This is a genomic window from Paracoccus zhouxuedongae (assembly GCF_041927815.1).
In the GTDB taxonomy this organism is placed as follows: Bacteria; Pseudomonadota; Alphaproteobacteria; order Rhodobacterales; family Rhodobacteraceae; genus Paracoccus.
In genome coordinates this window covers 26,705-46,897 of the sequence record NZ_JBHFHM010000011.1, presented here as the reverse complement: position 1 = coordinate 46,897, position 20,193 = coordinate 26,705, and the positions used below count along the sequence as shown (strand labels likewise).

The 20,193-nt window shown below is 68.8% G+C and carries 22 protein-coding genes; 7 read left to right on the top strand and 15 right to left on the bottom strand.

Annotation, left to right across the window (positions count from 1 at the left end; all coding sequences use genetic code 11):
- Nucleotides 1-3 precede the first annotated feature (3 nt).
- The 4 genes from ACEYYA_RS12660 to ACEYYA_RS12645 all read left to right on the top strand — a co-directional run bounded on the left by ACEYYA_RS12660 (nt 4) and on the right by ACEYYA_RS12645 (nt 2,780).
- The gene (locus tag ACEYYA_RS12660; RefSeq protein WP_374801191.1) at nt 4-1,176 is read left to right on the top strand and encodes an acetyl-CoA C-acyltransferase family protein; all 1,173 of its coding nucleotides are present in this window, start codon (nt 4-6) and stop codon (nt 1,174-1,176) included.
- A 285-nt stretch (nt 1,177-1,461) separates the two neighbouring features.
- Nucleotides 1,462-2,091 (top strand): CDP-diacylglycerol--glycerol-3-phosphate 3-phosphatidyltransferase, encoded by a 630-nt coding sequence (pgsA, locus tag ACEYYA_RS12655; protein ID WP_374801189.1) that lies wholly within the window; start codon nt 1,462-1,464, stop codon nt 2,089-2,091.
- The gene (gene moaD / locus ACEYYA_RS12650; protein ID WP_374801187.1) at nt 2,084-2,332 is read left to right on the top strand and encodes a molybdopterin converting factor subunit 1; all 249 of its coding nucleotides are present in this window, start codon (nt 2,084-2,086) and stop codon (nt 2,330-2,332) included. The genes pgsA and moaD overlap by 8 nt, the downstream gene beginning before the upstream one ends.
- Nucleotides 2,333-2,336: 4 nt before the next feature.
- Entirely contained in the window at nt 2,337-2,780 is a 444-nt protein-coding gene (locus ACEYYA_RS12645; RefSeq protein WP_374801185.1) for a molybdenum cofactor biosynthesis protein MoaE, read from the top strand.
- Between the two features lie 4 nt (nt 2,781-2,784).
- Here ACEYYA_RS12645 and ACEYYA_RS12640 read toward each other — a convergent pair whose 3' ends face one another.
- From ACEYYA_RS12640 to ACEYYA_RS12615, 6 genes are all read right to left on the bottom strand, one after another.
- On the bottom strand, nt 2,785-3,213 hold the full coding sequence (locus ACEYYA_RS12640) for a hypothetical protein (protein WP_374801183.1): 429 nt from the start codon (nt 3,211-3,213) through the stop codon (nt 2,785-2,787).
- The gene (locus ACEYYA_RS12635) at nt 3,200-4,489 is read right to left on the bottom strand and encodes a solute carrier family 23 protein (RefSeq protein WP_374801181.1); all 1,290 of its coding nucleotides are present in this window, start codon (nt 4,487-4,489) and stop codon (nt 3,200-3,202) included. The genes ACEYYA_RS12640 and ACEYYA_RS12635 overlap by 14 nt, the downstream gene beginning before the upstream one ends.
- 90 nt (nt 4,490-4,579) lie before the next feature.
- Nucleotides 4,580-5,230: a pseudouridine synthase gene (locus ACEYYA_RS12630; protein WP_374801179.1), complete on the bottom strand. Its 651-nt coding sequence runs from the start codon at nt 5,228-5,230 to the stop codon at nt 4,580-4,582.
- A gap of 9 nt (nt 5,231-5,239) precedes the next feature.
- Nucleotides 5,240-5,869 (bottom strand): LysE family translocator, encoded by a 630-nt coding sequence (locus ACEYYA_RS12625; RefSeq protein ID WP_374801177.1) that lies wholly within the window; start codon nt 5,867-5,869, stop codon nt 5,240-5,242.
- Between the two features lie 85 nt (nt 5,870-5,954).
- Nucleotides 5,955-6,353, bottom strand: a complete 399-nt coding sequence (locus tag ACEYYA_RS12620; RefSeq protein ID WP_374801175.1) for a GFA family protein — start codon at nt 6,351-6,353, stop codon at nt 5,955-5,957.
- Nucleotides 6,331-6,789 carry a GAF domain-containing protein gene (locus tag ACEYYA_RS12615; protein ID WP_374801173.1) on the bottom strand — a complete coding sequence of 153 codons (459 nt, stop codon included), beginning with the start codon at nt 6,787-6,789 and terminating at the stop codon, nt 6,331-6,333. The genes ACEYYA_RS12620 and ACEYYA_RS12615 overlap by 23 nt, the downstream gene beginning before the upstream one ends.
- Nucleotides 6,790-6,866: 77 nt before the next feature.
- Here ACEYYA_RS12615 and ACEYYA_RS12610 point away from each other — a divergent pair, with 77 nt between their 5' ends.
- Entirely contained in the window at nt 6,867-7,271 is a 405-nt protein-coding gene (locus tag ACEYYA_RS12610; protein ID WP_374801171.1) for an STAS domain-containing protein, read from the top strand.
- A gap of 48 nt (nt 7,272-7,319) precedes the next feature.
- On the top strand, nt 7,320-7,892 hold the full coding sequence (locus ACEYYA_RS12605) for an ATP-binding protein (RefSeq protein ID WP_374801169.1): 573 nt from the start codon (nt 7,320-7,322) through the stop codon (nt 7,890-7,892).
- A 247-nt stretch (nt 7,893-8,139) separates the two neighbouring features.
- Here the strand turns inward: ACEYYA_RS12605 and ACEYYA_RS12600 are convergent, their stop codons facing one another.
- Genes ACEYYA_RS12600 through ACEYYA_RS12560 form a run of 9 tightly spaced genes read right to left on the bottom strand, consistent with a single transcriptional unit; the run spans nt 8,140 to nt 18,938 of the window.
- On the bottom strand, nt 8,140-9,801 hold the full coding sequence (locus ACEYYA_RS12600; protein ID WP_374801167.1) for a urocanate hydratase: 1,662 nt from the start codon (nt 9,799-9,801) through the stop codon (nt 8,140-8,142).
- Nucleotides 9,794-10,894, bottom strand: coding sequence for a DUF917 domain-containing protein (locus ACEYYA_RS12595; RefSeq protein WP_374801165.1), 1,101 nt, complete (start codon nt 10,892-10,894; stop codon nt 9,794-9,796). The genes ACEYYA_RS12600 and ACEYYA_RS12595 overlap by 8 nt, the downstream gene beginning before the upstream one ends.
- Nucleotides 10,879-12,129, bottom strand: a complete 1,251-nt coding sequence (locus tag ACEYYA_RS12590; RefSeq protein ID WP_374801163.1) for a Zn-dependent hydrolase — start codon at nt 12,127-12,129, stop codon at nt 10,879-10,881. Before ACEYYA_RS12590 ends, ACEYYA_RS12595 begins: the two co-directional genes overlap by 16 nt.
- The gene (locus ACEYYA_RS12585; protein WP_374801161.1) at nt 12,122-13,504 is read right to left on the bottom strand and encodes a dihydroorotase; all 1,383 of its coding nucleotides are present in this window, start codon (nt 13,502-13,504) and stop codon (nt 12,122-12,124) included. The genes ACEYYA_RS12590 and ACEYYA_RS12585 overlap by 8 nt, the downstream gene beginning before the upstream one ends.
- 9 nt (nt 13,505-13,513) lie before the next feature.
- Nucleotides 13,514-14,257, bottom strand: a complete 744-nt coding sequence (locus ACEYYA_RS12580) for an ABC transporter permease (RefSeq protein WP_374801159.1) — start codon at nt 14,255-14,257, stop codon at nt 13,514-13,516.
- Nucleotides 14,254-15,183 carry an ABC transporter ATP-binding protein gene (locus tag ACEYYA_RS12575; protein ID WP_374801157.1) on the bottom strand — a complete coding sequence of 310 codons (930 nt, stop codon included), beginning with the start codon at nt 15,181-15,183 and terminating at the stop codon, nt 14,254-14,256. Before ACEYYA_RS12575 ends, ACEYYA_RS12580 begins: the two co-directional genes overlap by 4 nt.
- An 11-nt stretch (nt 15,184-15,194) precedes the next feature.
- Complete coding sequence (locus ACEYYA_RS12570; RefSeq protein WP_374801155.1) at nt 15,195-16,373, bottom strand: ABC transporter permease; 1,179 nt, start codon at nt 16,371-16,373, stop codon at nt 15,195-15,197.
- A gap of 52 nt (nt 16,374-16,425) precedes the next feature.
- Nucleotides 16,426-17,337, bottom strand: a complete 912-nt coding sequence (gene osmF, locus ACEYYA_RS12565) for a glycine betaine ABC transporter substrate-binding protein OsmF (protein ID WP_374801153.1) — start codon at nt 17,335-17,337, stop codon at nt 16,426-16,428.
- Nucleotides 17,334-18,938: an aromatic amino acid lyase gene (locus tag ACEYYA_RS12560; protein ID WP_374801151.1), complete on the bottom strand. Its 1,605-nt coding sequence runs from the start codon at nt 18,936-18,938 to the stop codon at nt 17,334-17,336. Before ACEYYA_RS12560 ends, osmF begins: the two co-directional genes overlap by 4 nt.
- Nucleotides 18,939-18,996: 58 nt before the next feature.
- Between ACEYYA_RS12560 and ACEYYA_RS12555 the strand changes: the two genes are divergently transcribed.
- Complete coding sequence (locus ACEYYA_RS12555) at nt 18,997-20,157, top strand: LysR family transcriptional regulator (protein WP_374801149.1); 1,161 nt, start codon at nt 18,997-18,999, stop codon at nt 20,155-20,157.
- Nucleotides 20,158-20,193: the final 36 nt, after the last annotated feature.

Genomic DNA, 20,193 nt, shown 5'->3' with positions numbered 1-20,193 from the left:
CTCATGTCCGACGATATCCTGATTCTATCCGGGGCGCGCACCGCCATCGGCACTTTTGGCGGCAGCCTGGCGGGCTTTGCGCCCATCGACCTTGCCGCCACCGTCACGCGCGAGGCGCTGAGCCGCGCCGGCGTCGAGGGCGGCCAGATCGGCACCGTGGTCTTTGGCCATGTCATCAACACCGAACCGCGCGACATGTATCTGTCGCGGGTGGCGGCGGTGCAGGCGGGCATCCCGAATGAGGTTCCGGCGATGAACGTCAACCGTCTGTGCGGATCGGGCGCGCAGGCGATTGTCAGCGCCGTGCAGTCGCTGATGCTGGGCGATTGCGATTATGCGGTCGCCGGCGGCGCCGAAAGCATGAGCCGCGCCCCCTATGCGCTGCCGCAGGCCCGCTGGGGTCAGAAGATGGGCGATGTCAAGGCGTTGGACATGATGGTCGGCGCGCTGACCTGCCCGTTCGGCACCGGCCACATGGGCGTGACGGCGGAAAATGTCGCCGCCGAACATGACATCACGCGCGACGCGCAGGATGCCTTTGCGCTGGAAAGCCAGAAGCGCGCGGCGGCGGCGATTGCCGAGGGGCGGTTCAAGGATCAGATCGTTCCGATCACCATCAAGGGCCGCAAGGGTGATGTGACCTTTGACACCGACGAACATCCCAAGGCCACCAGCCTTGAGGCGCTTGGCGGGCTGAAGACCGTGTTCAAAAAGGACGGCACGGTGACGGCGGGCAATGCCTCGGGGATCAATGACGGGGCGGCGGCCCTGGTGCTGGCGCGGGCCTCGGCGGCCAAGGGGGCCAAGGCCCTGGGCCGGATCGTGGGCTATGCCCATGCCGGCGTCCGGCCCGAGGTGATGGGCATCGGCCCGATCCCCGCGGTGCAGAACCTGCTGGCGAAAACCGGGCTGAAGATCACCGATTTCGACGTCATCGAATCGAACGAGGCCTTTGCCGCGCAGGCCCTGGCCGTGAACAAGGGCCTTGGCATGGACCCCGCCAAGGTGAACCCGAACGGCGGCGCCATCGCGCTTGGCCACCCGGTTGGCGCGACCGGGGCCATCGTCACCGTCAAGGCGCTGTATGAACTACACCGCACCGGCGGGCGCTATGGCCTGATCACCATGTGCATCGGCGGCGGCCAGGGTATTGCCATCGCCATCGAGCGGCTGTGAGGCGCTTTCCCGGCGAAGCGGGCCGCCCTGCGGGGCGGCCGTTCGTCGGGGAAACCACCGTCCTGCGGCTGGAACATACGGCCTTGCACTGCCCGCGTGCTGTGGCTGATGCGCGCGACATTGCCGCGCGCATGGGCTGCACCTGCTGGCCCACCGGCACGCAGGGGGCTGCGCCCTCGACATTGCCATCGTGATCGCTGGTTCCGGGGCACATTGATCGCCCTGCGACACGCGCGCGGGTTTTGCCCCCTTCCCCCGGCCCGCCCGGCGCGATAGCGTGGCGACATGCGCTGGACCGTCCCCAACATCCTGACCGTTGCCCGCCTGTTGGCCGCCCCCGGCGTGCCGATCATGTTCCTGTATCTGCACCGCCCCTGGGCCGATTTCGCGGCGCTTGCCCTGTTCATCCTGGCAGCGATCACCGACTGGTTCGACGGTTACCTGGCCCGCGCCTGGAAACAGCAGTCGCGCTTTGGTGCCATGCTGGACCCGATTGCCGACAAGGCCATGGTCGTCATCGCCATCGTGGTCATCACCGGCTATTCCGGCATGAATCCCTGGCTGATCCTGCCCGCGACCGTCATCCTGTTCCGCGAGGTTTTCGTGTCCGGCCTGCGCGAGTTTCTGGGCGCCGATGCCGGGCGGCTGGCCGTCACGCCGCTGGCCAAATGGAAAACCACCGCGCAGATGGTCGCCATCGCCGTGCTGTTCCTGGCCACGGGCCTTGCCTTCATCGAGGCGGGCCGCCCCCCCATCGTGGGTGAACCCGGCCTTCCCTGGGGTGTCAGTTGGGCGGCGCTTGCCAACAAGGCGGGGCTGGCGCTGATCTGGATCGCCGCCGGCCTGACCGCCATCACCGGCTGGGATTATTTCCAGAAAGCCCTGCCCTTCCTTCGGGATCACCGCCATGATTGACGTTCTGTATTTCGCCTGGGTGCGCGAACGGGTGGGCGCCGCGCGCGAAAGCATCGACAGCCCCGCCACCACCGTCGCCGAACTGATTGACGATCTGCGCGGCCGTGACGCGCGCTATGCGGCGGCCTTTGCCGATACCGCCGCCCTGCGCTGCGCCGTCGATCAGGAGCTGACGGGCTTTGACGCCCCGATCACCGCCGCGCGCGAGGTCGCGTTTTTCCCGCCGATGACGGGCGGCTGACGCCATGGACATCCGCATCCAGCCGCAGCCCTTTGACGCCGGGGCCGAACTGAACGCCTTTGCCGCCCGCTGCCCGTCGAACACCGGCGCGCAGGTCAGCTTTACCGGCGTAGTGCGCGACGACACCGGCAATTTGCAGGCGCTTGAGATCGAACATTACCCCGGCATGACCGCCAAGGTGATCACCGCGATGGCCGAACAGGCGCGCGCCCGCTGGGATCTGGGCGCGGTCCTGGTGATCCACCGCCACGGGCCGCTGGCGGTTGGCGATCCGATCATGATGGTCGCGACCGCCGCCCGCCACCGCGTCGCCGCCTTCGAGGCCGCCGAGTTCCTGATGGATTACCTGAAATCCCGCGCCCCCTTCTGGAAGCGCGAGGTGACGGCCACGGGCACCGCCTGGGTCGAGGCGAAGGACCAGGACGAAGCCGCCCTGACCCGCTGGTAGCCCCCTAACAGGCGGGCACCTTGGCGCATTCGGCGCGCATCTGCGTCAGCAGCCCGGCCACAGGGGTCTGCACATCCGACACATCCTCGGCCCCGCACAGATAGGGCAGATGCACCGACAGATGTTCGCGCATCACCGGTTGCCATTCCGGGTCGGTGTCGATGGTCTGTTCGGCGGTATACAGCAGGAAATCGACATAGGCCGCATAGGCCGTCTTGGCCTTGGCGTCGGTCAGGTTGCACCAGTTGGCACTGGCGACCTCGGGCTTGTTGACGCTCAGGCTCAGGAACTCGCGATAGATTTCGCGCGCGGTCTGGCCGCGCTGGATGCGGTCGGTGGCGGCGATCTGCCAGGGAATGACGATCACCGCGACCACCGCCGCCAGCGCCGTGACGACGCTGGCAATCAGCCCGATCCCGTCAGGCCCGCGCATCGCGCCGCCCCAGGCCCAGCACCTGATACAGAACCAGCGCCGCCAGCGTCGCGGTGCCGATGCCGCCCAAGGCAAAACCGCCGATCTTCAGCGTGAAATCCCCCGCGCCCAGGATCAGCGCAACACCCACCGTGAACAGGTTGCGCGGGTCCGAGAAATCGACCCGGTTATCCACCCAGATCCGCGCCATCGCACTGGCGATCAGGCCAAAGACCGACACCGCCAGACCGGCCAGCACCGGGCCGGGAATGGTTTGCAGGATCGCCCCGAACTTGGGCGACAGGCCCAGCAGGATGGCAATTGCGGCGGCCAGCGGAAAGATCAGCGTGGAATAGACGCGGGTCATCGCCATCACGCCGATGTTTTCGGCATAGGTCGTAACGCCGGTGCCGCCCGACGATCCGGCCAGCATCGTCGCCAGCCCGTCACCCAGGAAACCGCGACCGATATAGGGGTCCATGTTCTTCCCGGTGATCGAGCCCAAGGCCTTGATATGGCCCAGGTTCTCGGCCACCAGCACGATGGCGACCGGGGCGATCAGGCTGATTGCCGACCAGTCGAACACCGGATGGGTAAAGTTCGGCATCCCGAACCAGCGCGCGGCGGCGACCGGGCCATAGTCGATCCCCGGCACCAGCCCCATACCGTTGCCAAAAACCAGCACCAGCACATAGCCAAAGGCAAGCGCCACCAGCACCGAGATGCGCCGCACGAACGCGCTGCCATAGGCCGCCACCGCCGCCATGCAGCCGATGGTGGCAAAGGCAATCGCCTGATGCGCGTGGCTGCCGTTCAACTGCCCGACCGCGACCGGGGCCAGGTTCAGCCCGATGGCCACGCCGATCGCGCCGGTCACGACGGGCGGCATCAGCTTTTCGACCCAGCCCGACCCGACCGCCATCACGATCAGCCCGATCAGCGCGTAAACCGCGCCCGCCGCCACGATCCCGCCAAGGGCAACGCCCATGTTCGGGTTCAGCCCGCTGCCCGCGACATAGCCGGTGGCCGCATTCACCGCGACGATGAACGCAAAGGACGAGCCCAGATAGCTGGGCACCCGCCCGCCGGTAATGACAAAGAACAGCAGCGTGCCGATACCGGAAAAGAACACCGCCACATTGGGGTCGAACCCCATCAGCAGCGGTGCCAGGATCGTCGCCCCCGCCATCGCCAGCAGGTGCTGCACGCTCATCGGCAGCATCGCCGCCATCGGCAGCTTTTCATCGGGCAGAACGGTGGCGCCGGTCGCCGGGCGCCAGGTCGGAAAGTATCCCATGGGGAACCTCGGGTTCACAAAGATGTCATGGCGCCCTTCTGCGGCGCGGGCGCGCAAAATGAAAGTGGGAAAGCGCGCGGCTGGCCCGGCCTAGAACGGCACCGGCGCGGAAAAGGTCAGATGGCGGCGGCTGTCGGGATGGCGGATGCGCAGGCTTTCGGCATGCAGCATCAGCCGCGGAAAATCGCGCGCCGCACCATCCGCATACAGAGGATCGCCCAGGATGGGGTGGCCGATCTCGGCCATATGCACGCGCAACTGATGGCTGCGCCCGGTGATCGGGAACAGCCGCAGCCGCGCGGTCCCGTCGCCCTCGCGCCGCATCACCCGCCAGTCGGTCTGCGACGGCTTGCCGGTCTGATGGTTCACATGCTGGCGCGGGCGGTTCGGCCAATCGACGATCAGCGGCAGGTCGACATGCCCCTGATCCGCCACCGGATGCCCCCAGACCCGCGCCTGATAGGTCTTTTTCGTGCGCCGCTCGGCAAACTCGGCCGACAGGAACCGTTGTGCATGGGGGGTCAGGCCAAAGATCACCAGGCCCGAGGTGTCCAGATCCAGCCGATGCACCAACAGGATCGTCGGCGCCACCGCCCGCAGCCGCGCGATCAGGCAATCGGCGCGATCCTCGCCCCTGCCCGGCACGGTCAGCAGGCCGGACGGCTTGTCGGCGATCAGGATCTCATGGTCCTGAAACAGGATCTTCGGCAGGCCGGGCGGCGGGTCATAGGTAAAGCTCATGCGCGGGGCTTAGTTGGTCGCCAGCCGCAGCGCCAGCCCCGCGAACATCACCGCAGCGACCCGGTTCAAAAGCCCCAGCCGCGCCGCCAGCCCCTGCCGCAAAAGCCCCGCCAGAATGCCATAGCCCATCGTCACCAGCGTGCCGGTGGTGGCAAAGATCAGCCCCAGCCCAGCGATCTGATGCCAGATCGGCCCATAGGCGGGATTTGTGAACTGCGGCAGGAATGCCAGCAGAAACAGCACCGGCTTGGGGTTCAAAAGGTTCGACAGCACCCCGCTGCGGATCGCCCGCCAGGGGCTTTGCGCACCGCGCAACGCCTGATCGGGCCGCGCGCCTGCGCGCCAGCTTTTCCAGGCCAGCACCAGCAGATAGCCCGCCCCCGCCCATTTGATCGCCGCAAGCGCCGCCGGATGCGCGGCCAGCACCGCGCTTAGCCCCAGTGTCGCCAGTGTTACATGCACCAGCACCCCCAGCCCGACGCCGAACCCCGCCAGCGCCCCCACCTTCGGCCCGCCGCGTATCCCCGAGGCCGAGGCAAAGAACACATCCTGTCCCGGCGCCAGATTCAGCACCAACCCGCCCGTCACAAAGGCGGCCAGCTTGTCGGCGGGCATCGCCGCCAGCGTATCCCAGATCACAAGATCACCTCGTCGTTGGTGATGTTTCCATCATCGCCGCGGCCGCGTGGGCGCGATCCGCCCCGGCACGGGAACATGCGTTGCGTCATTCCTGCGCCTCTTGCGGCAAACCGTCTGAAATCGCGTAATAATCGCCCTTGTCCTTGGTGAAGATATGGCCGATCAGCCGCAGCCCGGTCGGGGCGTCCAGCGCGCCCGTGGCCACGTCGACCTGATCCGCCCCCAGCCGTCGCCAGAACAGCGAAGACCCGCAAGCCGCGCAGAATCCCCGCTCGGCCCGATCGGATGAGGCGAACCAGCGCAGCGAGGATGCGTCCTCGATGCGCAGATCGGCGCCGGTGAAGGCGGCCCAGACATGGCCCGACCAACGGCGGCACTGGCTGCAATGGCAGGCCCGCAGGTCGTGGTGAAGGATGCGCCCGCTGAACCGGATCGCACCGCACAAGCATTGCCCGGCAAAGTCAGATCGCGCCGAACGTGTCATTCAGGATCGCCCCCAGCCGCGTTGCATCCGTTTCGTTGAAAGCGTCGGGCAGATCGCTGTCGATGTCCAGCACGCCAAGCAACCGCCCACCGCGTCCGATGACGGGAATCACCAGCTCGGAGCGGGTCGAGGATGAACAGGCGATATGGCCCGGAAAGGCCTCGACATCGGGCACAAGCTGGGTCTGGCGCAGCCGCGCGGCAGCACCGCAGACGCCGCGCGAAAACGGGATCACCAGGCAGCCATGGCCGCCCTGATAGGGGCCAATCTTCAGCACGTCGGGCTGGGTGACGCGATAAAATCCAGTCCAGTCAAAGCGTTGATCGGCATGGTGCAGCTCGCACGCCAGCGTCGCCATCAGTGCGATCTCATCCGTCTCACCGGCAGTCAGCGCGGCAATCTGCGCGGCAATTGAATCATAGTCGATGCGTTTCATGGCGGAGTCCCGATGGTTGTTAAGCAGATGTTAGGCCTTGTCGCTTAGCCAGAAAAGACGACGAAAGGGATCACGCCATGGATCTGCGGTCCGAGATTCTGGATCAGACATTGACCATCCGCCTGGATGAGCCGCGATTGGATGCCGCCATTGCGCTGCAATTCAAGGATAGCGTGCGTCAGATGGTGGCGCAGGCGCCCGAAAGGGTGGTGCTGGATATCGCCTCGGTGCATTTTCTCGACAGTTCGGGCCTGGGCGCGATTGTCGCGGTGATGAAGGCTGTCGGGGCCAACCGGCAGTTCCTGTTGGCCGGGGTTACGCCGAATGTCGCGCGTGTGCTGCGGCTGACGCGGATGGATACCGTGCTGTCGATCCTGCCGCCCCCGATTGACGATGACGGCCCGCCCGCCAACGACCGCCACGGCTCATGGCACGCGCAACAGGCGGGGCCGACCGCCCCCGCGCGTCGGGCCGGGGGTTAAGCCGATCTCGCCACCCGCAGCAGCGACCACACGACAGGGAGAATCCCGATGTCCCAGACCGCCACCCGCTCGATCGCCTCGCATGACGGGGTGGTTCCCAGGATGACCGAACAACCGATGTTTCACCGCGTGCTGCGCGCCGATCCGCTGTCGGTGCGACAGGTGCTGATCGACGTAACCCGGCGCTTCGGGCCGCTTCTGGCCAGCGACAGGCTGTCACGGCTTGAGCTGGCCTTGGCCGAAGTGCTGAACAATATCGTTGAACATGGCTACGGCACTGGCCGCGCCGGGCTGATCCATCTCAGCATCGTGCCGGGTCGCAAGGGGCTGTCCTGCGCCGTCGCGGATGACGGCCCGCCCCTGCCGGGGGACTGCCTGACCGAACGCGCGACACCGCTGACCCCGGCGCTGACCGGGGCCGACCCCAGCGGCACCCCACAAGATCGCCTGCTGCACCTGCCCGAAGGCGGTTTTGGCTGGCTCCTGATCCAGGGGCTGACCCAGAACCTGTGCTATTTCCGTGAAAACAATCGCAACATTCTGGCCTTCTTCCTACCCGACGAGGGTGAGGCAAATGCCGCAACACCCCCCGTCCCCGCAGCGGCGGGCGGGGCGGCGTGACGGGCGGCCAGGTGGGATGATGCGGCGGCATCTGACCAGTTTGGGCGCACGGCCAGCCGCCCTGCCTTGGTGCAGGTGTGCCCGCGCGGGGGCATCACCGGCTTATCCCCGTCCGCCTGCTGCGGGGGATCGGGTTCGCGGCTCGGCGGGGCACCCACCCTCCTCGCGGCAGCCGTGGGCTTGGCGCAAGAAACATCCGGGGGCGGGAAGGGCCGCCCCTCGGCCCCGCCCTCGATCACCCCTGCGCCTATCCCAGCCGGATGTGCCCGACCTGCTTCCGCTGCGCCTCGTCCAGCGCCTCGGGGTAGCCGGCATCGGCATAGCGGATCACCCCCAGCGAGGTGTCGTTGGTCAGCGCAAGGTCCAGCCGCTTATCGGCCTGCTCGCTGCCATCCGCCACCACCGTCACACCCGCGCTGGTCATGTAACCGGCATAGCCGCCGCCGCCGGAATGCACCGCCACCAGATCCGCCCCCGATGCGCACAGGGTCATTGCATCCAGCAGCGGCCAGTCGGCGATGGCGTCCGATCCGTCGCGCATGTTTTCGGTCATGATGTTGGGATGCGCCATCGCCCCCGCGTCCAGATGGTCGCGCGAGAAAGCGACCGGACCGGCCAGTTCACCCGCAGCCACCAGGCGGTTGACGGCGCGGGCCAGTTCGGTGCGTTCGCCATGACCCAGCCAGGCGATGCGGGCAGGCAGCCCCTCGAACGGCACATTGTCGCGGGCCAGCCGGATCCAGTTCGTCACGATCTTGTTGTCGGGGAACATCTGCAACACAAGGTCGTCGATCTTGCGGATATCCGCAGCCTGACCCGACAGCGCCATCCAGCGGAACGGGCCGATGGCGCGGGCGAACAGCGGGCGCAGGTAGGCCTCGGTGAAAATCGGGATGTCGAAGGCATGTTCGATCCCACCCTGCCGCGCCTGTGTGCGGATCAGGTTGCCGTTGTCGAACACCTCGGCCCCCGCCGCCTGAAAGTCCAGCATTGCGCGAACATGATGGGTGATCGAGACGCGCCCGGCCTCGATCAGCTCCTGCGGGTTCTGGTCGCGCAGCCGACGCACGCGGTCCAGGTCGTAACCGGCGGGCACATAACCATAGACCAGATCATGCGCCGATGTCTGGTCGGTCACGATGTCGGGGACGATGCCGCGACGGGCGATTTCGGGGTAGATCTCGGCCGCATTGCCCACAAGGGCGACGGACAGCGCCCGTCCCTCGCTGCGGGCGGCGTCGATCATCGTCAGGGCCGCATCCAGATCGGGGGCGATTTCGTCCAGGAAACCGATCTCCTTGCGCATCCGGGCACGGGCCTCATCGACGTCGATGCACAGGATCGCCGCCCCCGCCATCCGCCCCGCCAGCGGTTGCGCGCCGCCCATGCCGCCCAGCCCGGCGGTCAGGATGAATCGGCCCTTCAAGCTGCCGTCGAACCGCCGCTCGGCGATCCGCATGAAGATTTCATATGTGCCCTGGATGACGCCCTGGCTGCCGATGTATTGCCAGGCCCCGGCGGTCAGCCCGCCCCAGCAGATCAGCCCGCGCCGCTCCAGGTCGTAAAACACCTCGGCCTTGGCCCATTGGCCGATGATGTTGCAATTCGCCATGATGACCATCGGCGCCGTGGCCGAGGTGCGCAGCAGCCCGACCGGCTTGCCCGACTGGATGATCAGCGTCTGGTCATCCTCCATCCGCAGCAGCGCGTCGCGGATCGCGTCATGCGCGGGCCAGTTGCGGGCGGCCTTGCCAAGCGCCGCATAGACGATCAGCTTGTCGGGGGCCTCGCCCACGGCCAGGACGTTTTCCATCAGCCGCAGCAGCCCCTCGGCGCGCCAGCTTTTCGCGCGGCGTTCAGGCCCGCCGGGGATCGGAAAGTCGGGGTTGCGGGGGTTCGCTTCAGGCATCGGTCCGCTCCAACGCATAGGTGGCAAGGTCGATCCCCATCAGCTTTTCGCAATGCGGATAGACGGTCGGGTCCAGCACGCTGGCCGACAGCGGGATCACGGTTTTCGACACATGCAGGATGTGGATGCGCATCCCCACCTGCAACTGGCCCACCGACAGCGGCTCGGCATCCGGCGACAAGGTGGTGATGACATCGGGGAAGCTGGCGATCCGGTTGCCGCCAGCATCGTCGATGGCCATGTATTCATTCATCACATGCAGGGTCAGCGCGCGGTCGCCATGGCCGACGGTCACGGTGCCGATGTCAAAGGCCTCGGGCGTATAGACGACGTTCTTGGCGGTGATCTCGCCCTCGGCCAGGATGGTGCCGCGCGTGGTGTCGACGATGGCGTCGATCACGGCCGAGGCCCCGCGCGGCTCGGCGGCCAGGATCGCGTGACCCAGGTCCAGCGCCATGCTGATGCCGCCAAGCGCCGCGTTCCGCGCCACATACGAGGCCCGAAGCGGGTTGCGCGCACTGGCGATAAAGCCGCCCGACATATCCGATGCCGTCCGCAGAATGGGCGAGACCTTGGCCGTCGCCCCGCGCACGACCAGTTCGATATAGCGGTTCTGGTCGCGGTTGCCGCCCACGGCGGTCTGGATCATCTGTTCGGGCGATCCGGCCATGCCGATCGACCCCATGTCGCCGGTCGGATGGGCGCGGATGTCGCCCACGGCATCCACCACCTTGCAGCCCAGAATGGCGGCGGGCAGCCAGCCGTTCAGCGTGCTGGACTTGCCGTTCTGGCCGACCATCAGCCCGGCCACGTCGGTGCCAAGCGCCTCGTTCAGCAGGCGCACGGCCTTGACGTAATCGACGCCGCGCATCTCCCACGGGGTTGTCGACGCGGGGGCGCCGATGGCGGCGGCGGTGGCGATGAAGTCATCGGGGTCCAGCTCATCCACGCTGACCAGTTCGGGCGCGCCGGCACCGACGGCGGCATAGCCCAGCTTGCGGCCGTGATCGGCCCAGCCCCCGCCACCCGCGGCATAGACCGAGCCGCCGCGCACGGCGGGTTCGACGTCTTTTTCTGTCAGGATGCGGCGCATGTGTCTGTCCTTTCGGTCGTCTCGTCCAGGTCGATGATCGCCTGGGCGATCACCTCGGCCCCAAGGGCCATGTCGTCGGCTTCGGCCCATTCCTCGGGGCAATGCGAGCGGCCCCCGGCGCAGGGCACAAAGACCATCGCGGCGGGCGCGATCCGCGCGACAAAGGCCGCGTCATGGCCCGCGCCCGACACCATCATGCGGTGGCTGGCGCCGATCCGGTCGGCGGCAGCGGCCAGCCGGGCCACCAGATCGGCATCCATCGGCGTCGGCAGATTGTCCGACAACAGCCGCGTGGAGGCGCTGATGCCGGGGGGCAGATCGGTCAGCCGACGGTCGACCCAGGCCAGGAAATCCAGCATCGCCTCACGATCGGCGGCGCGTGCGTCAATCAGCATCCGCGCCTGCGATGGCACGACATTCGCCGCCCCCGGCTGGATGGCGAATTCGCCCACCGTTGCGGTGAAATGCGCGCGGGCGGCGCGGGCCGTCGCCTCGGCGTCCAGATCGGTGATCAGCCGCGCGGCGGCGACCAAGGCATCGGCGCGCGCCCCCATCGGCGCGGTCCCGGCGTGATCGGCGCGCCCGGTCAGCACGATTTCAAGCCGCTCGATCCCGGCGATGGCGGTGACCAGGCCAAGCGCGGTGCCGCTGCCTTCCAGCACCGGGCCTTGTTCGATATGCAGTTCCAGAAAGGCGCGGATGTCGGTGCGGGCTTGCGCCGCGTCGGGGTTGCCGCCCATGTCGCGGATCGCCTGACCCAGGTCGCGGCCGTCATGGGTCAGCCCCAGCCAGTCATCCGGCAGCACCCCCGCCATCGCGCGCGAACCGATGCAGGACACCCCAAAGGCCGAGACCTCCTCGGCCAGGAAATCGACCACTTGCAGATCGTGGCGCAGGCGGATGCCGCGTTCCTCCAGCATCCGGGCGATTTCCAGCGCGATCACCACGCCCGCCACGCCATCGAACCGCCCGCCCGAGGGCACGGTGTCCGAGTGGCTGCCGATCATGATCGTGCCTGCGGTCCCGCTACCCTTGCGCGTGCCGATCAGATTGCCGCCTGCATCGGTGCTGACCGCCAGCCCGGCCCTGTTAAAGGCGTCGGCCAGCCAGGCCCGGCCCTGCACGAAACGCGGGGTGAAGCTGCGCCGCGTCCAGGGCTGGCCCGGCTCGGTGATCGCCGCCAGTGCCGCCAGATCGGCGGCGATGCGGTCGGGGTTGACGCGCAGGTTACGCATGGATTGCCCCCCGCCGCGCCAGCGGTCGCGCCGGCCGCACGAACCGCCCGGTGCCGGGGGCGGCCACGTCCTGCCCGTCAAACACCTGCCGCCCGCGCAGCCAGGTGCCTGCCACCGTCCAGGGCAGTTCGATCCCGTCATAGGGCGACCAGCCCGCGACCGAATGGCGGCTCACGGCTGCGTCATAGACCCCCGCGACGGGTTCCAGCACCACCAGATCGGCGTCACGCCCCACCGCGATCCCGCCCTTGGCGTGATCCAGCCGGAAATGCCGCGCCGGGTTTTCCGCCAGCAGCCGCGCCGCCCAGGTCAGCGGGATGCCGCGGCTCAGCGCGCCCTTGACGAACAGCGGCACCATCACCTCAAGCCCCGGCACGCCCGAGGCGTTGTTCAGCATCACCGGATCGGTCTTGCGATCCTTGGACCAACTGACGTGATCGGTCGACACCATGCTGACATTGCCCGCCGCGACCTGCCGCCACAGGGCTTCGACCTCGGCGCGGGGGCGGATCGGCGGGTTGATCTTGGCCATGCCGCCCAGCCGGGCCACGTCGTTTTCCTCGTCCAGCGTCAGGTAGTGGATGCAGCATTCGATGGTCGCGGCGTGGCCTTGGTCGCGATAGCGGCGCGCGATGTCATAGCCGCGCGACAGGCTGCAATGCACGACATGCGCCGGGCAACCGGTCGCCGCGCCGGTCTCGTAGATCTGCAACAGCGCCAGAATCTCGGTCATCGGCGGGCGCGACAGGCCATGCGCGCGCCAGTCGGTGATGCCCGATGCCTGCACCGCCGCCATCGCCTCGCGCACGAAGGCGTCGTCCTCGTTATGCACACCGGCGGCAAGGCCCGTGCGGGCGACCTCGGCGAAGCAGGCCATCAGCTGCGCGGGCGGGATGCGGGGAAAGCGTTTCGGATCGGTGCCAAAGGTCGAGAACTTGAAGGCCGCGACCCCGGCCTCGGCCTGTTCGGCGATGCGGGCCGGGCCTTCCGCCGGGTCGATCGTGCCATACAGGGCGACATCGACGCGGGCCTCGGCATTGGCCCGGGCGGCCTTGCGGGCGACGGCGGCGGCGGAGCAGATCAGGTCGCCCTCATCATAGGGCATGTCGAGGATGGTGGTGACGCCCCCGGCGGCGGCGGCGGCGGTCGAGGCGGCAAAGCCCTCGGCCCCCTGTTGGGACAGCGAATGCACCTGCGCGTCGACGGCGCCGGGCAGGATCAGCGCCTCGCCAAGGTCATGGCGGTCGCGCGCGGCGGGGGCCGCGCCCTGGCCGATCATCGCCACGCGGCCATCGCGGACGGCGACAAAACCGCCCGGCAGATCGGCATCGGTCAGGATGACACGGCCCGACAGGACCAGATCGAAATCGGACATCGGATTTCCTTATGCTGCGCGCACCAGCCCGATACGGCGGGCCGCGCGGTCTTCAAGGGCCTGAAAAGCCTCATAGATGAGGATCGCCAACAGGCCGACGATCAGCCCGCCCTGCACCACGAAGGCGGTGTTGGCCGACAGAAGGCCCGCGATGATCACCTCACCCAGGGTCTTGGCGGCGACGGTCGAGCCGATGGTCGCCGTCGCCAGCGAGATGACGGCGGTCAGCCGCACCCCGGCCAGGACCATCGGCAGCGCCAGCGGCAGTTCCACCTGCACCAGCCGCTGCATCCGGGTCAGACCGGTGCCACGCGCGGCCTCGGTTACGGCGGGGGGCAACGTGGTCAGGCCGGTCAGGGTGTTCTCGAAGACCGGCAACAGGCCATAAAGGAACAGCGCGACCAGAGTGGGCGCCGCGCCGAAACCCATCATCGGCACGGCAAGCGCCAGCACCGCGACCGGCGGAAAGGTCTGGCCCACGGCGGTCAGGGTGCGCGCCAGCGGCAGGAACTCGCGCCCCGCCGGGCGGGTCACAAGGATGCCCAGACCGACCGCCACGATGACCGAGGCCACAACCGCCGCCCCGACCAAAGCCAGATGCGACAGGGTCAGCGACAGCAGGCTGGTCTGGCTGTAGATCGCCGGGGCATTGTTGCGGGTCAGCGGCTGGAACAGCGGCGCAAACTGGTCGGGCGCGATCAGGAAGGCCAGCAGGAACAGCGCCGCCAGCAGCAAAAGCAGGCGCGCCTTCATGATGCGCCCTGCCCTTCGGCGCGGGCGCGCAAGGCGTCCAGCGTGACCACGCCACCGCCCTGCACCGGCAGCGCCGCGCGGCCCGACCACAGGCATTCGGCCAGGGCATCGCGCAGGCTGGCATCCGCCGGGATCGGCTGGCCCGCGGCGTCGCCCGGCTGGCGCAGGTCAGCCACGCTGCCCAGCGACAGCAGCCGGAACGGCCGGTCGGCGCTGCCGATCAGCGCCTGCACAAAGGGCGTGGCGGGCCGGGTCAGGATCTCGGCCGGGGGGCCGTATTGCAGCAGCACCCCCTTGTCCATCACCGCGATCCGGTCACCCAGGGTCACGGCTTCCTCCATGTCATGCGTGACGATGATCAGCGTGGTGCCCAGGCGGCGTTGCAGGGCGCGCAGATCCTCTTGCGCCTTGGCGCGGATCACCGGGTCCAGCGCGCCGAAGGGTTCGTCCATCAGCAGCAGGTCGGGCCGCGCCGCCAGGGCGCGCGCCACGCCGACGCGCTGTTGCTGGCCGCCCGACAGTTCATGCGGCATCCGGTCACGGAACTGCGCCGGGTCAAGCTGGAACAGGGTCAGCAGCTCATCCACGCGGGCGGCGATCTCGGCCGGTTTCCAGCCCAGCAGGCGCGGCACGGTGGCAATATTCTGGCCCACCGTGCGATGCGGGAACAGGCCATGGCCCTGGATCGCATAGCCGATGCGGCGGCGCAGCAGGTGCGGTTCGATCGCGGCGGTGTCCTGCCCCTCGATCATCACCCGCCCCGAGGTCGGCTCAACCAGGCGGTTGATCATCCTGAGCAGCGTGGTCTTGCCCGACCCGGACGTGCCGACCAAAGCCGCGATCTGGCCGGTCTCGACGGTCAGGCTGACGTCCTTGACCACGGTGGTCGTGCCATAGGTCTTGGTCAGGTGTTCGATGGCGATCATGGCCGATCCTTTCACGACGTCCGGGGGCGGGGGCGGCGGTCCAGCGCCTCGACCAGCAAATCAAGCGCGATCCCGGCGACCAGCGCCAGGCAGATGGTGGGCAAGGCGCCCAGCAGCACCAGATCCATGGCGGTCTGGTTCAGGCCCTGAAAGACGAAGCTGCCAAAGCCGCCGCCGCCGATCAGCCCGGCGATGACGGCCAGGCCGATGTTCTGCACCAGCACGATGCGCACCGCCGCCAGCAGCACCGGCAGCGCCAGCGGCAGCAGCACCCCGGTCAGCACCTGGCGCGGCGTCATCCCCAGCCCCAGCGCGGCATCGCGGGTGGCCGGATCGATGCCGTTCAGGCCGACCAGCGTGTTCGACACCACCGGCAGCAGCGCATACAGAAACAGCGCCACCAGCGCCGGAAAGATGCCGATCCCGGCGATGCCCAGATCGGCCGCACCGGGCACCTTCGCCGCGACCCAGCCAAAGATCGGGATCATGATCCCGAACAAGGCCAGCGAGGGGATCGTCTGCAACATGTTCAGCACCCCCAGCACGGCACGGCGCAGGGGCGGAAGTTGATAGATCACCACGCCCAGGGGCAGCCCCACGGCCAGCGCCGCGCCCAGCGATCCGAAGGCAAGCAGCAGATGGGTCCGCGCCTCGCGCGCGAACAGATCGGCGCGGGCGGCGTATTCGCGCATCACCGAAATGCCATCCAGCGCACCGCTGGCCAGCACCAGCGCGATGGCCGCGCAGACCGCGATCAGGATGCCCGCCCGCGCCCGCAGCGACAGCGGCAGCCGGGTCAGCGCATCGGTCGCCATCAGCGCAAAGGCCAGCGCCAGCAGCCAGAAGCCGCTGGCCGGGGCGACGCGGGCGATGGTGTTGCCCTCGGGCGTCAGGTGGCGGGCGGCGGCACCCAAAGCCAGCGTGACCGCCAGCACACCGGCCAGGCCGATGGCCAGCCGAAGACGCTGCGGCAGCCGCGCCGCGACACCGGCGATCAGACCTGCCGCCATCGCCAGCGACAGCCCCCAGCCCCAGATCGCGGGCAGCGCCTGCGCCAGTGCGATGCCCTGCCCCAGAACGATGCGGTTGGGGCGGAACTGCACCAGCGGCAGGATCAGCGCGATCAGACCCAGCACCGCGAACACCGCGCCGGTCCGGCTGATCATGATGGCGGTGGCATGGCGCTGCATCCGGTCGTCCTTGTCGGGTGGCAGGGGGCGGGGCAGCCGCCCCCCGATTTGGTTACTTCAGAACGCCTGCGCGGGTCAGATAGTCCTTGGCGACCGCCGCCGCAGGCTCACCGCCAACCTGGATGCGGCCGTTCAGTTCCTGAAGCGTGACCAGATCCAGCTTGGCAAAGATCGGGTTCAGCACTTCGGCGATCTGCGGATAGGCCTCCAGCACCTCGGCGCGGACGGTGGGCGCGGCCTGATAGACGGGCTGCACGCTCTTGTCGTCCTCCAGCACCATCAGCCCGGCGGGGGCAATGCCGCCATCGGTGCCATAGACCATCGCCGCATTCACGCCCGAGGTCTGCTGCGCCGCCGCCGCGATGGTCGCCGCCGTGTCGCCACCCGACAGTTGCACCAACTGGTCGGGGGTCAGCACAAAGCCATAGGTGGTCTGGAACGCGGGCAGCGCCGCCGGCGCGGTCACGAACTCGGTCGAGGCCGCCAGCTTGACCGCCCCGCCCCCGGCCACATACTTGCCGAAATCCGACATGGTTTTCAGGCTGTTGGCATCCGCAATCTCGGACCGGATGGCGATCGCCCAGGTGTTGTTCGCGGGCGAGGCATCCAGCCAGATGATGTTGTTCTTGTCCTTGTCCAGCTCGGCCGCGCGGGCATGGGCGGCGGCGGCATCTTTCCAGACGTCGCTGTCGGCCTCATTAAAGAAGAACGCGGCATTGCCGGTGTATTCGGGATAGATGTCGATCTGCCCGGCGGTGATCGCGTCGCGCATGATCGGGGTGCCGCCCAGTTGCAGCTTGTCCTGCACCGGAAGGCCGGCATTTTGCAGGGCCATCAGGATGATGTTGCCCAAAAGACCGCCCTCGGTGTCGATCTTGGACGACACGACGATATCCTTGGCGGTGGCGGCGGAGGCGGACAGCCCGATCAGGGCGGCGGCCAGGGCCGTGACAGTGCGTTTCATGCGGGAATCTCCTGCTGGTGAAAAGGCTGGGGGCAGTCTGGCCGGTCATTGTCAACCGGCGCAAGGCCCAGCATCCGATCGAAGCCCGGAAAAGGCGCCGCAGCGACATGGGCGCTGACAAAATCGGCATCGGCCAGCGCCCCGGCCAGCGCCATCAGCGGGCCCGATTGCGGCCGGTCGGCGGTCAGCGGCGGGATATGGGCGCGCACCCGGCCATGCACCAGCGCCGCCACCCCCGGCGCTGCGCGCAAGGCCCGCAGGTCCAGCGCCTGCGTCGCCAGCATCGCCTCGACCGCCAGCAGCCAATGAAGCGCGTCCAGTTGCTCGCCCAGCCGCCCCGCAGAAAGCGAGATGAACGCCGCCTCATCCTCCAGCCCCGCCGCGACGGTCTGGTTCAGAACCGAGATCGGCATCGCCGCCGCCGTCATCCGCACCGACTGTTCCAGCGCCAGTTTCATCACCGGGCCATAGCCGGTGGCGACAGTGCCGGGCGGGACCAGATTGACGGTCAGCCCCTCAAGCCCGCCATTGGTCAACAGCAGGCAGCGATTGAAGACGTTTCGGCCTAGGTGGGCCATCGCGACCTTCAGCGCCGACATGCGCAGCGACAGGCCCATCAGCAGGCTGCCACCGCTGGTCACCACGCGCCCGTCGATCACCATCGGGTTGTCATCGACCTGCGCGGTCTCGTCGATCACCGCCTGCGCGGCTTCGGCCATGGCGGTGGCGGCGCCGGCAAAGACCTGCACCAGCATCCGCCCCGACAGCGGGTCATGCACCCGACCCACTGCGGGCCAATCGGTCGCGGCTTCGGCGGCCACCAGGAACCAGCCCGCCAGATCGCGTTCGCTGCGATGGCCTGACCGCGCGGCGGCCCACCAGACGTCGCGGTCCAGCCCCATCGCCTGCGCCCCCAGCACCGCCTGCGCCATCGCCTGCCGCAGCAGCCGACCCGCGCGCAGCACCTGCGCCGCCGATTTCGCCAGGCCAAAGGAATTGGTGCCGACCGCCGCCAGCCCGTCGCGCGGCGGCATCGGATGCGGGCGCAGGCCACAGCGGGCCAGCGCGACCCCGGCAGGCAGGGTCTCGCCGCCCATCCGCACCTGCCCCTCGCCGGTCAGCACCGTGGCCACCTGCCCCATCTGCCCCAGATCCGCGCAACCGGCCGAGCCGCGCCGCAGCAGCACCGGCAGGCAGTCGTGGTTCAGCAGCGCCGCCAGCATCTGCGCCAGTTCGGGCGTGGTGCCGACCTGCCCGGTCAGCAGTGTGTTCAGCCGCAGCGCAAGGGTCAGCCGGGCGATGCCGTCGGGCATGTCCTCGCCCACGGCAATCTGATGGGCATGGGGCAAAGCGGCGCTGAAGGTCGTCAGATCCGCGCCGTCATGTTCGGTGTCCTTCATGGCGCCGACGCCGGTGGTCGATCCATAGATCGCCTGCCCGCCCGCCAGCGCCGCTTGAAAGGCCGCCCGCCCCGCCGTCATCCGCGCCATTGCCGCCGGATCGATCGTCACCCGCACAGGCCCCGCTGCGATCCGCGCCAGGTCGCACAAGGCCAGCGGGGATCCGTTCAGCTTGATCGGGGTCGGGGTCACGTCAGCCATCCTTTCGCAGTCGTATTCAGCCTAGCGGCGCCGCGCGATCCCAGGCATATGCCAAAACATGAACAGGGGGATCACCGGCTTGCGCACATCGACCATCATAGGCGCCTCACTGGCGCTGGAACAGGGCGGGCTGCGGGCGGCGGCGCGGGTCAGCGGACAGCCGGTTGCCACCTTGGGCGCCGCGCTGACGGTGCTGGAAACGGCGCTTGGCCTGACCCTGGTGCGGCGCGGCCCCGGCGGGCTGGCGCTGACGGTTCAGGCGCAAGGCCACAGCCCCGCCATCGCCAGGCTGGCGGCGCGCTGCCGCGACCTGCAAGTGGGGGCGGCGCGGCCGGTCGGGCTGGCGGCGCTGTTTCGCTTTGCGCAGGTGGCGCGCAGCGGGTCGATCCGCGCGGCGGCGCTGCAACTGGGGCTGGCCCAGCCGCATCTGACCCGCCAGATCGCGCAGCTGGAAATCGCGCTGGACCGTCCGCTGCTGATCCGCGATGCCAGCGGCGCGCGCCCCACGCCGCAGGGCCAATCGCTGATCCCCGCCATCGAGGCGCTGGAGGCCGACTGGCTGGCGCTGACCGCCGCCGCTCGCGCCAGCGCCCCGCCGCAGGCCCGCCGTCACGCCCTTGGCACGATCATCCCGGCCACGCCCGGCGGCGATCTGGCGGCGCTGATCGGGCGCATCGCCCGCGATCTGGCGCTGCGGCAAGGCGACCGGCTGGCGATCACCGCCTCACCGGCCGAGGAGCTGCTGGCTGGGCTGGACAGCGGCAAGTTCGACGCGGTGATCGTCGATGCCCCCGCGCCGGGCGCGGCCTATCGCCAGCACCTGTTGGCGCGCGGGGCCTTGGCGATGGTGGGCCGGGCGCTGCCCGCGACAGCCACCGACCGCGACGGGCTGCGCGCCGCGCTGATCGCGCAGCCGCTGGCCCTGCAAACCCGCCACAGCGGCCTGCGCCAGCGGGCCGAGGCGTTTCTGGATGCCCATGCCGGCCCCGACTGGCGCGATCTGACCCGCGTGATCGAGGTCGACTCGCTGCCCGTCATCGTCCGGCTGGCGCGCGATGGCGATGTCTGTTCGGTGCTGCCCGGCCATCCCAGCCTGCAACTGCCGCCCGCGATGCAACTGGCCCTGCCCGGCGATTATGACCAAAGTATCTGGCTGACCTGGCTGACCCGCCCCAAGGCGGGTGCGTTGGCGGCGCGGATCGTGGCCTTGGCGGGATGACGCGGCTTGGCAGCGGTGCGCGCGCGTCCTAGCCTC

Coding starts and splice junctions, on each gene's coding strand:
- pgsA (WP_374801189.1), top strand. CDS start 1,462: ATGCGCTGGACCGTCCCCAACATCCTGACCGTTGCCCGCCTGTTGGCC.
- ACEYYA_RS12660 (WP_374801191.1), top strand. CDS start 4: ATGTCCGACGATATCCTGATTCTATCCGGGGCGCGCACCGCCATCGGC.
- osmF (WP_374801153.1), bottom strand. CDS start 17,337: ATGAAACGCACTGTCACGGCCCTGGCCGCCGCCCTGATCGGGCTGTCC.
- ACEYYA_RS12570 (WP_374801155.1), bottom strand. CDS start 16,373: ATGCAGCGCCATGCCACCGCCATCATGATCAGCCGGACCGGCGCGGTG.
- ACEYYA_RS12575 (WP_374801157.1), bottom strand. CDS start 15,183: ATGATCGCCATCGAACACCTGACCAAGACCTATGGCACGACCACCGTG.
- ACEYYA_RS12605 (WP_374801169.1), top strand. CDS start 7,320: ATGTCCCAGACCGCCACCCGCTCGATCGCCTCGCATGACGGGGTGGTT.
- ACEYYA_RS12635 (WP_374801181.1), bottom strand. CDS start 4,489: ATGGGATACTTTCCGACCTGGCGCCCGGCGACCGGCGCCACCGTTCTG.
- ACEYYA_RS12640 (WP_374801183.1), bottom strand. CDS start 3,213: ATGCGCGGGCCTGACGGGATCGGGCTGATTGCCAGCGTCGTCACGGCG.
- ACEYYA_RS12610 (WP_374801171.1), top strand. CDS start 6,867: ATGGATCTGCGGTCCGAGATTCTGGATCAGACATTGACCATCCGCCTG.
- ACEYYA_RS12600 (WP_374801167.1), bottom strand. CDS start 9,801: ATGCCTGAAGCGAACCCCCGCAACCCCGACTTTCCGATCCCCGGCGGG.
- ACEYYA_RS12555 (WP_374801149.1), top strand. CDS start 18,997: ATGAACAGGGGGATCACCGGCTTGCGCACATCGACCATCATAGGCGCC.
- ACEYYA_RS12630 (WP_374801179.1), bottom strand. CDS start 5,230: ATGAGCTTTACCTATGACCCGCCGCCCGGCCTGCCGAAGATCCTGTTT.
- ACEYYA_RS12620 (WP_374801175.1), bottom strand. CDS start 6,353: ATGACACGTTCGGCGCGATCTGACTTTGCCGGGCAATGCTTGTGCGGT.
- ACEYYA_RS12645 (WP_374801185.1), top strand. CDS start 2,337: ATGGACATCCGCATCCAGCCGCAGCCCTTTGACGCCGGGGCCGAACTG.
- moaD (WP_374801187.1), top strand. CDS start 2,084: ATGATTGACGTTCTGTATTTCGCCTGGGTGCGCGAACGGGTGGGCGCC.
- ACEYYA_RS12585 (WP_374801161.1), bottom strand. CDS start 13,504: ATGTCCGATTTCGATCTGGTCCTGTCGGGCCGTGTCATCCTGACCGAT.
- ACEYYA_RS12560 (WP_374801151.1), bottom strand. CDS start 18,938: ATGGCTGACGTGACCCCGACCCCGATCAAGCTGAACGGATCCCCGCTG.
- ACEYYA_RS12615 (WP_374801173.1), bottom strand. CDS start 6,789: ATGAAACGCATCGACTATGATTCAATTGCCGCGCAGATTGCCGCGCTG.
- ACEYYA_RS12580 (WP_374801159.1), bottom strand. CDS start 14,257: ATGAAGGCGCGCCTGCTTTTGCTGCTGGCGGCGCTGTTCCTGCTGGCC.
- ACEYYA_RS12595 (WP_374801165.1), bottom strand. CDS start 10,894: ATGCGCCGCATCCTGACAGAAAAAGACGTCGAACCCGCCGTGCGCGGC.
- ACEYYA_RS12590 (WP_374801163.1), bottom strand. CDS start 12,129: ATGCGTAACCTGCGCGTCAACCCCGACCGCATCGCCGCCGATCTGGCG.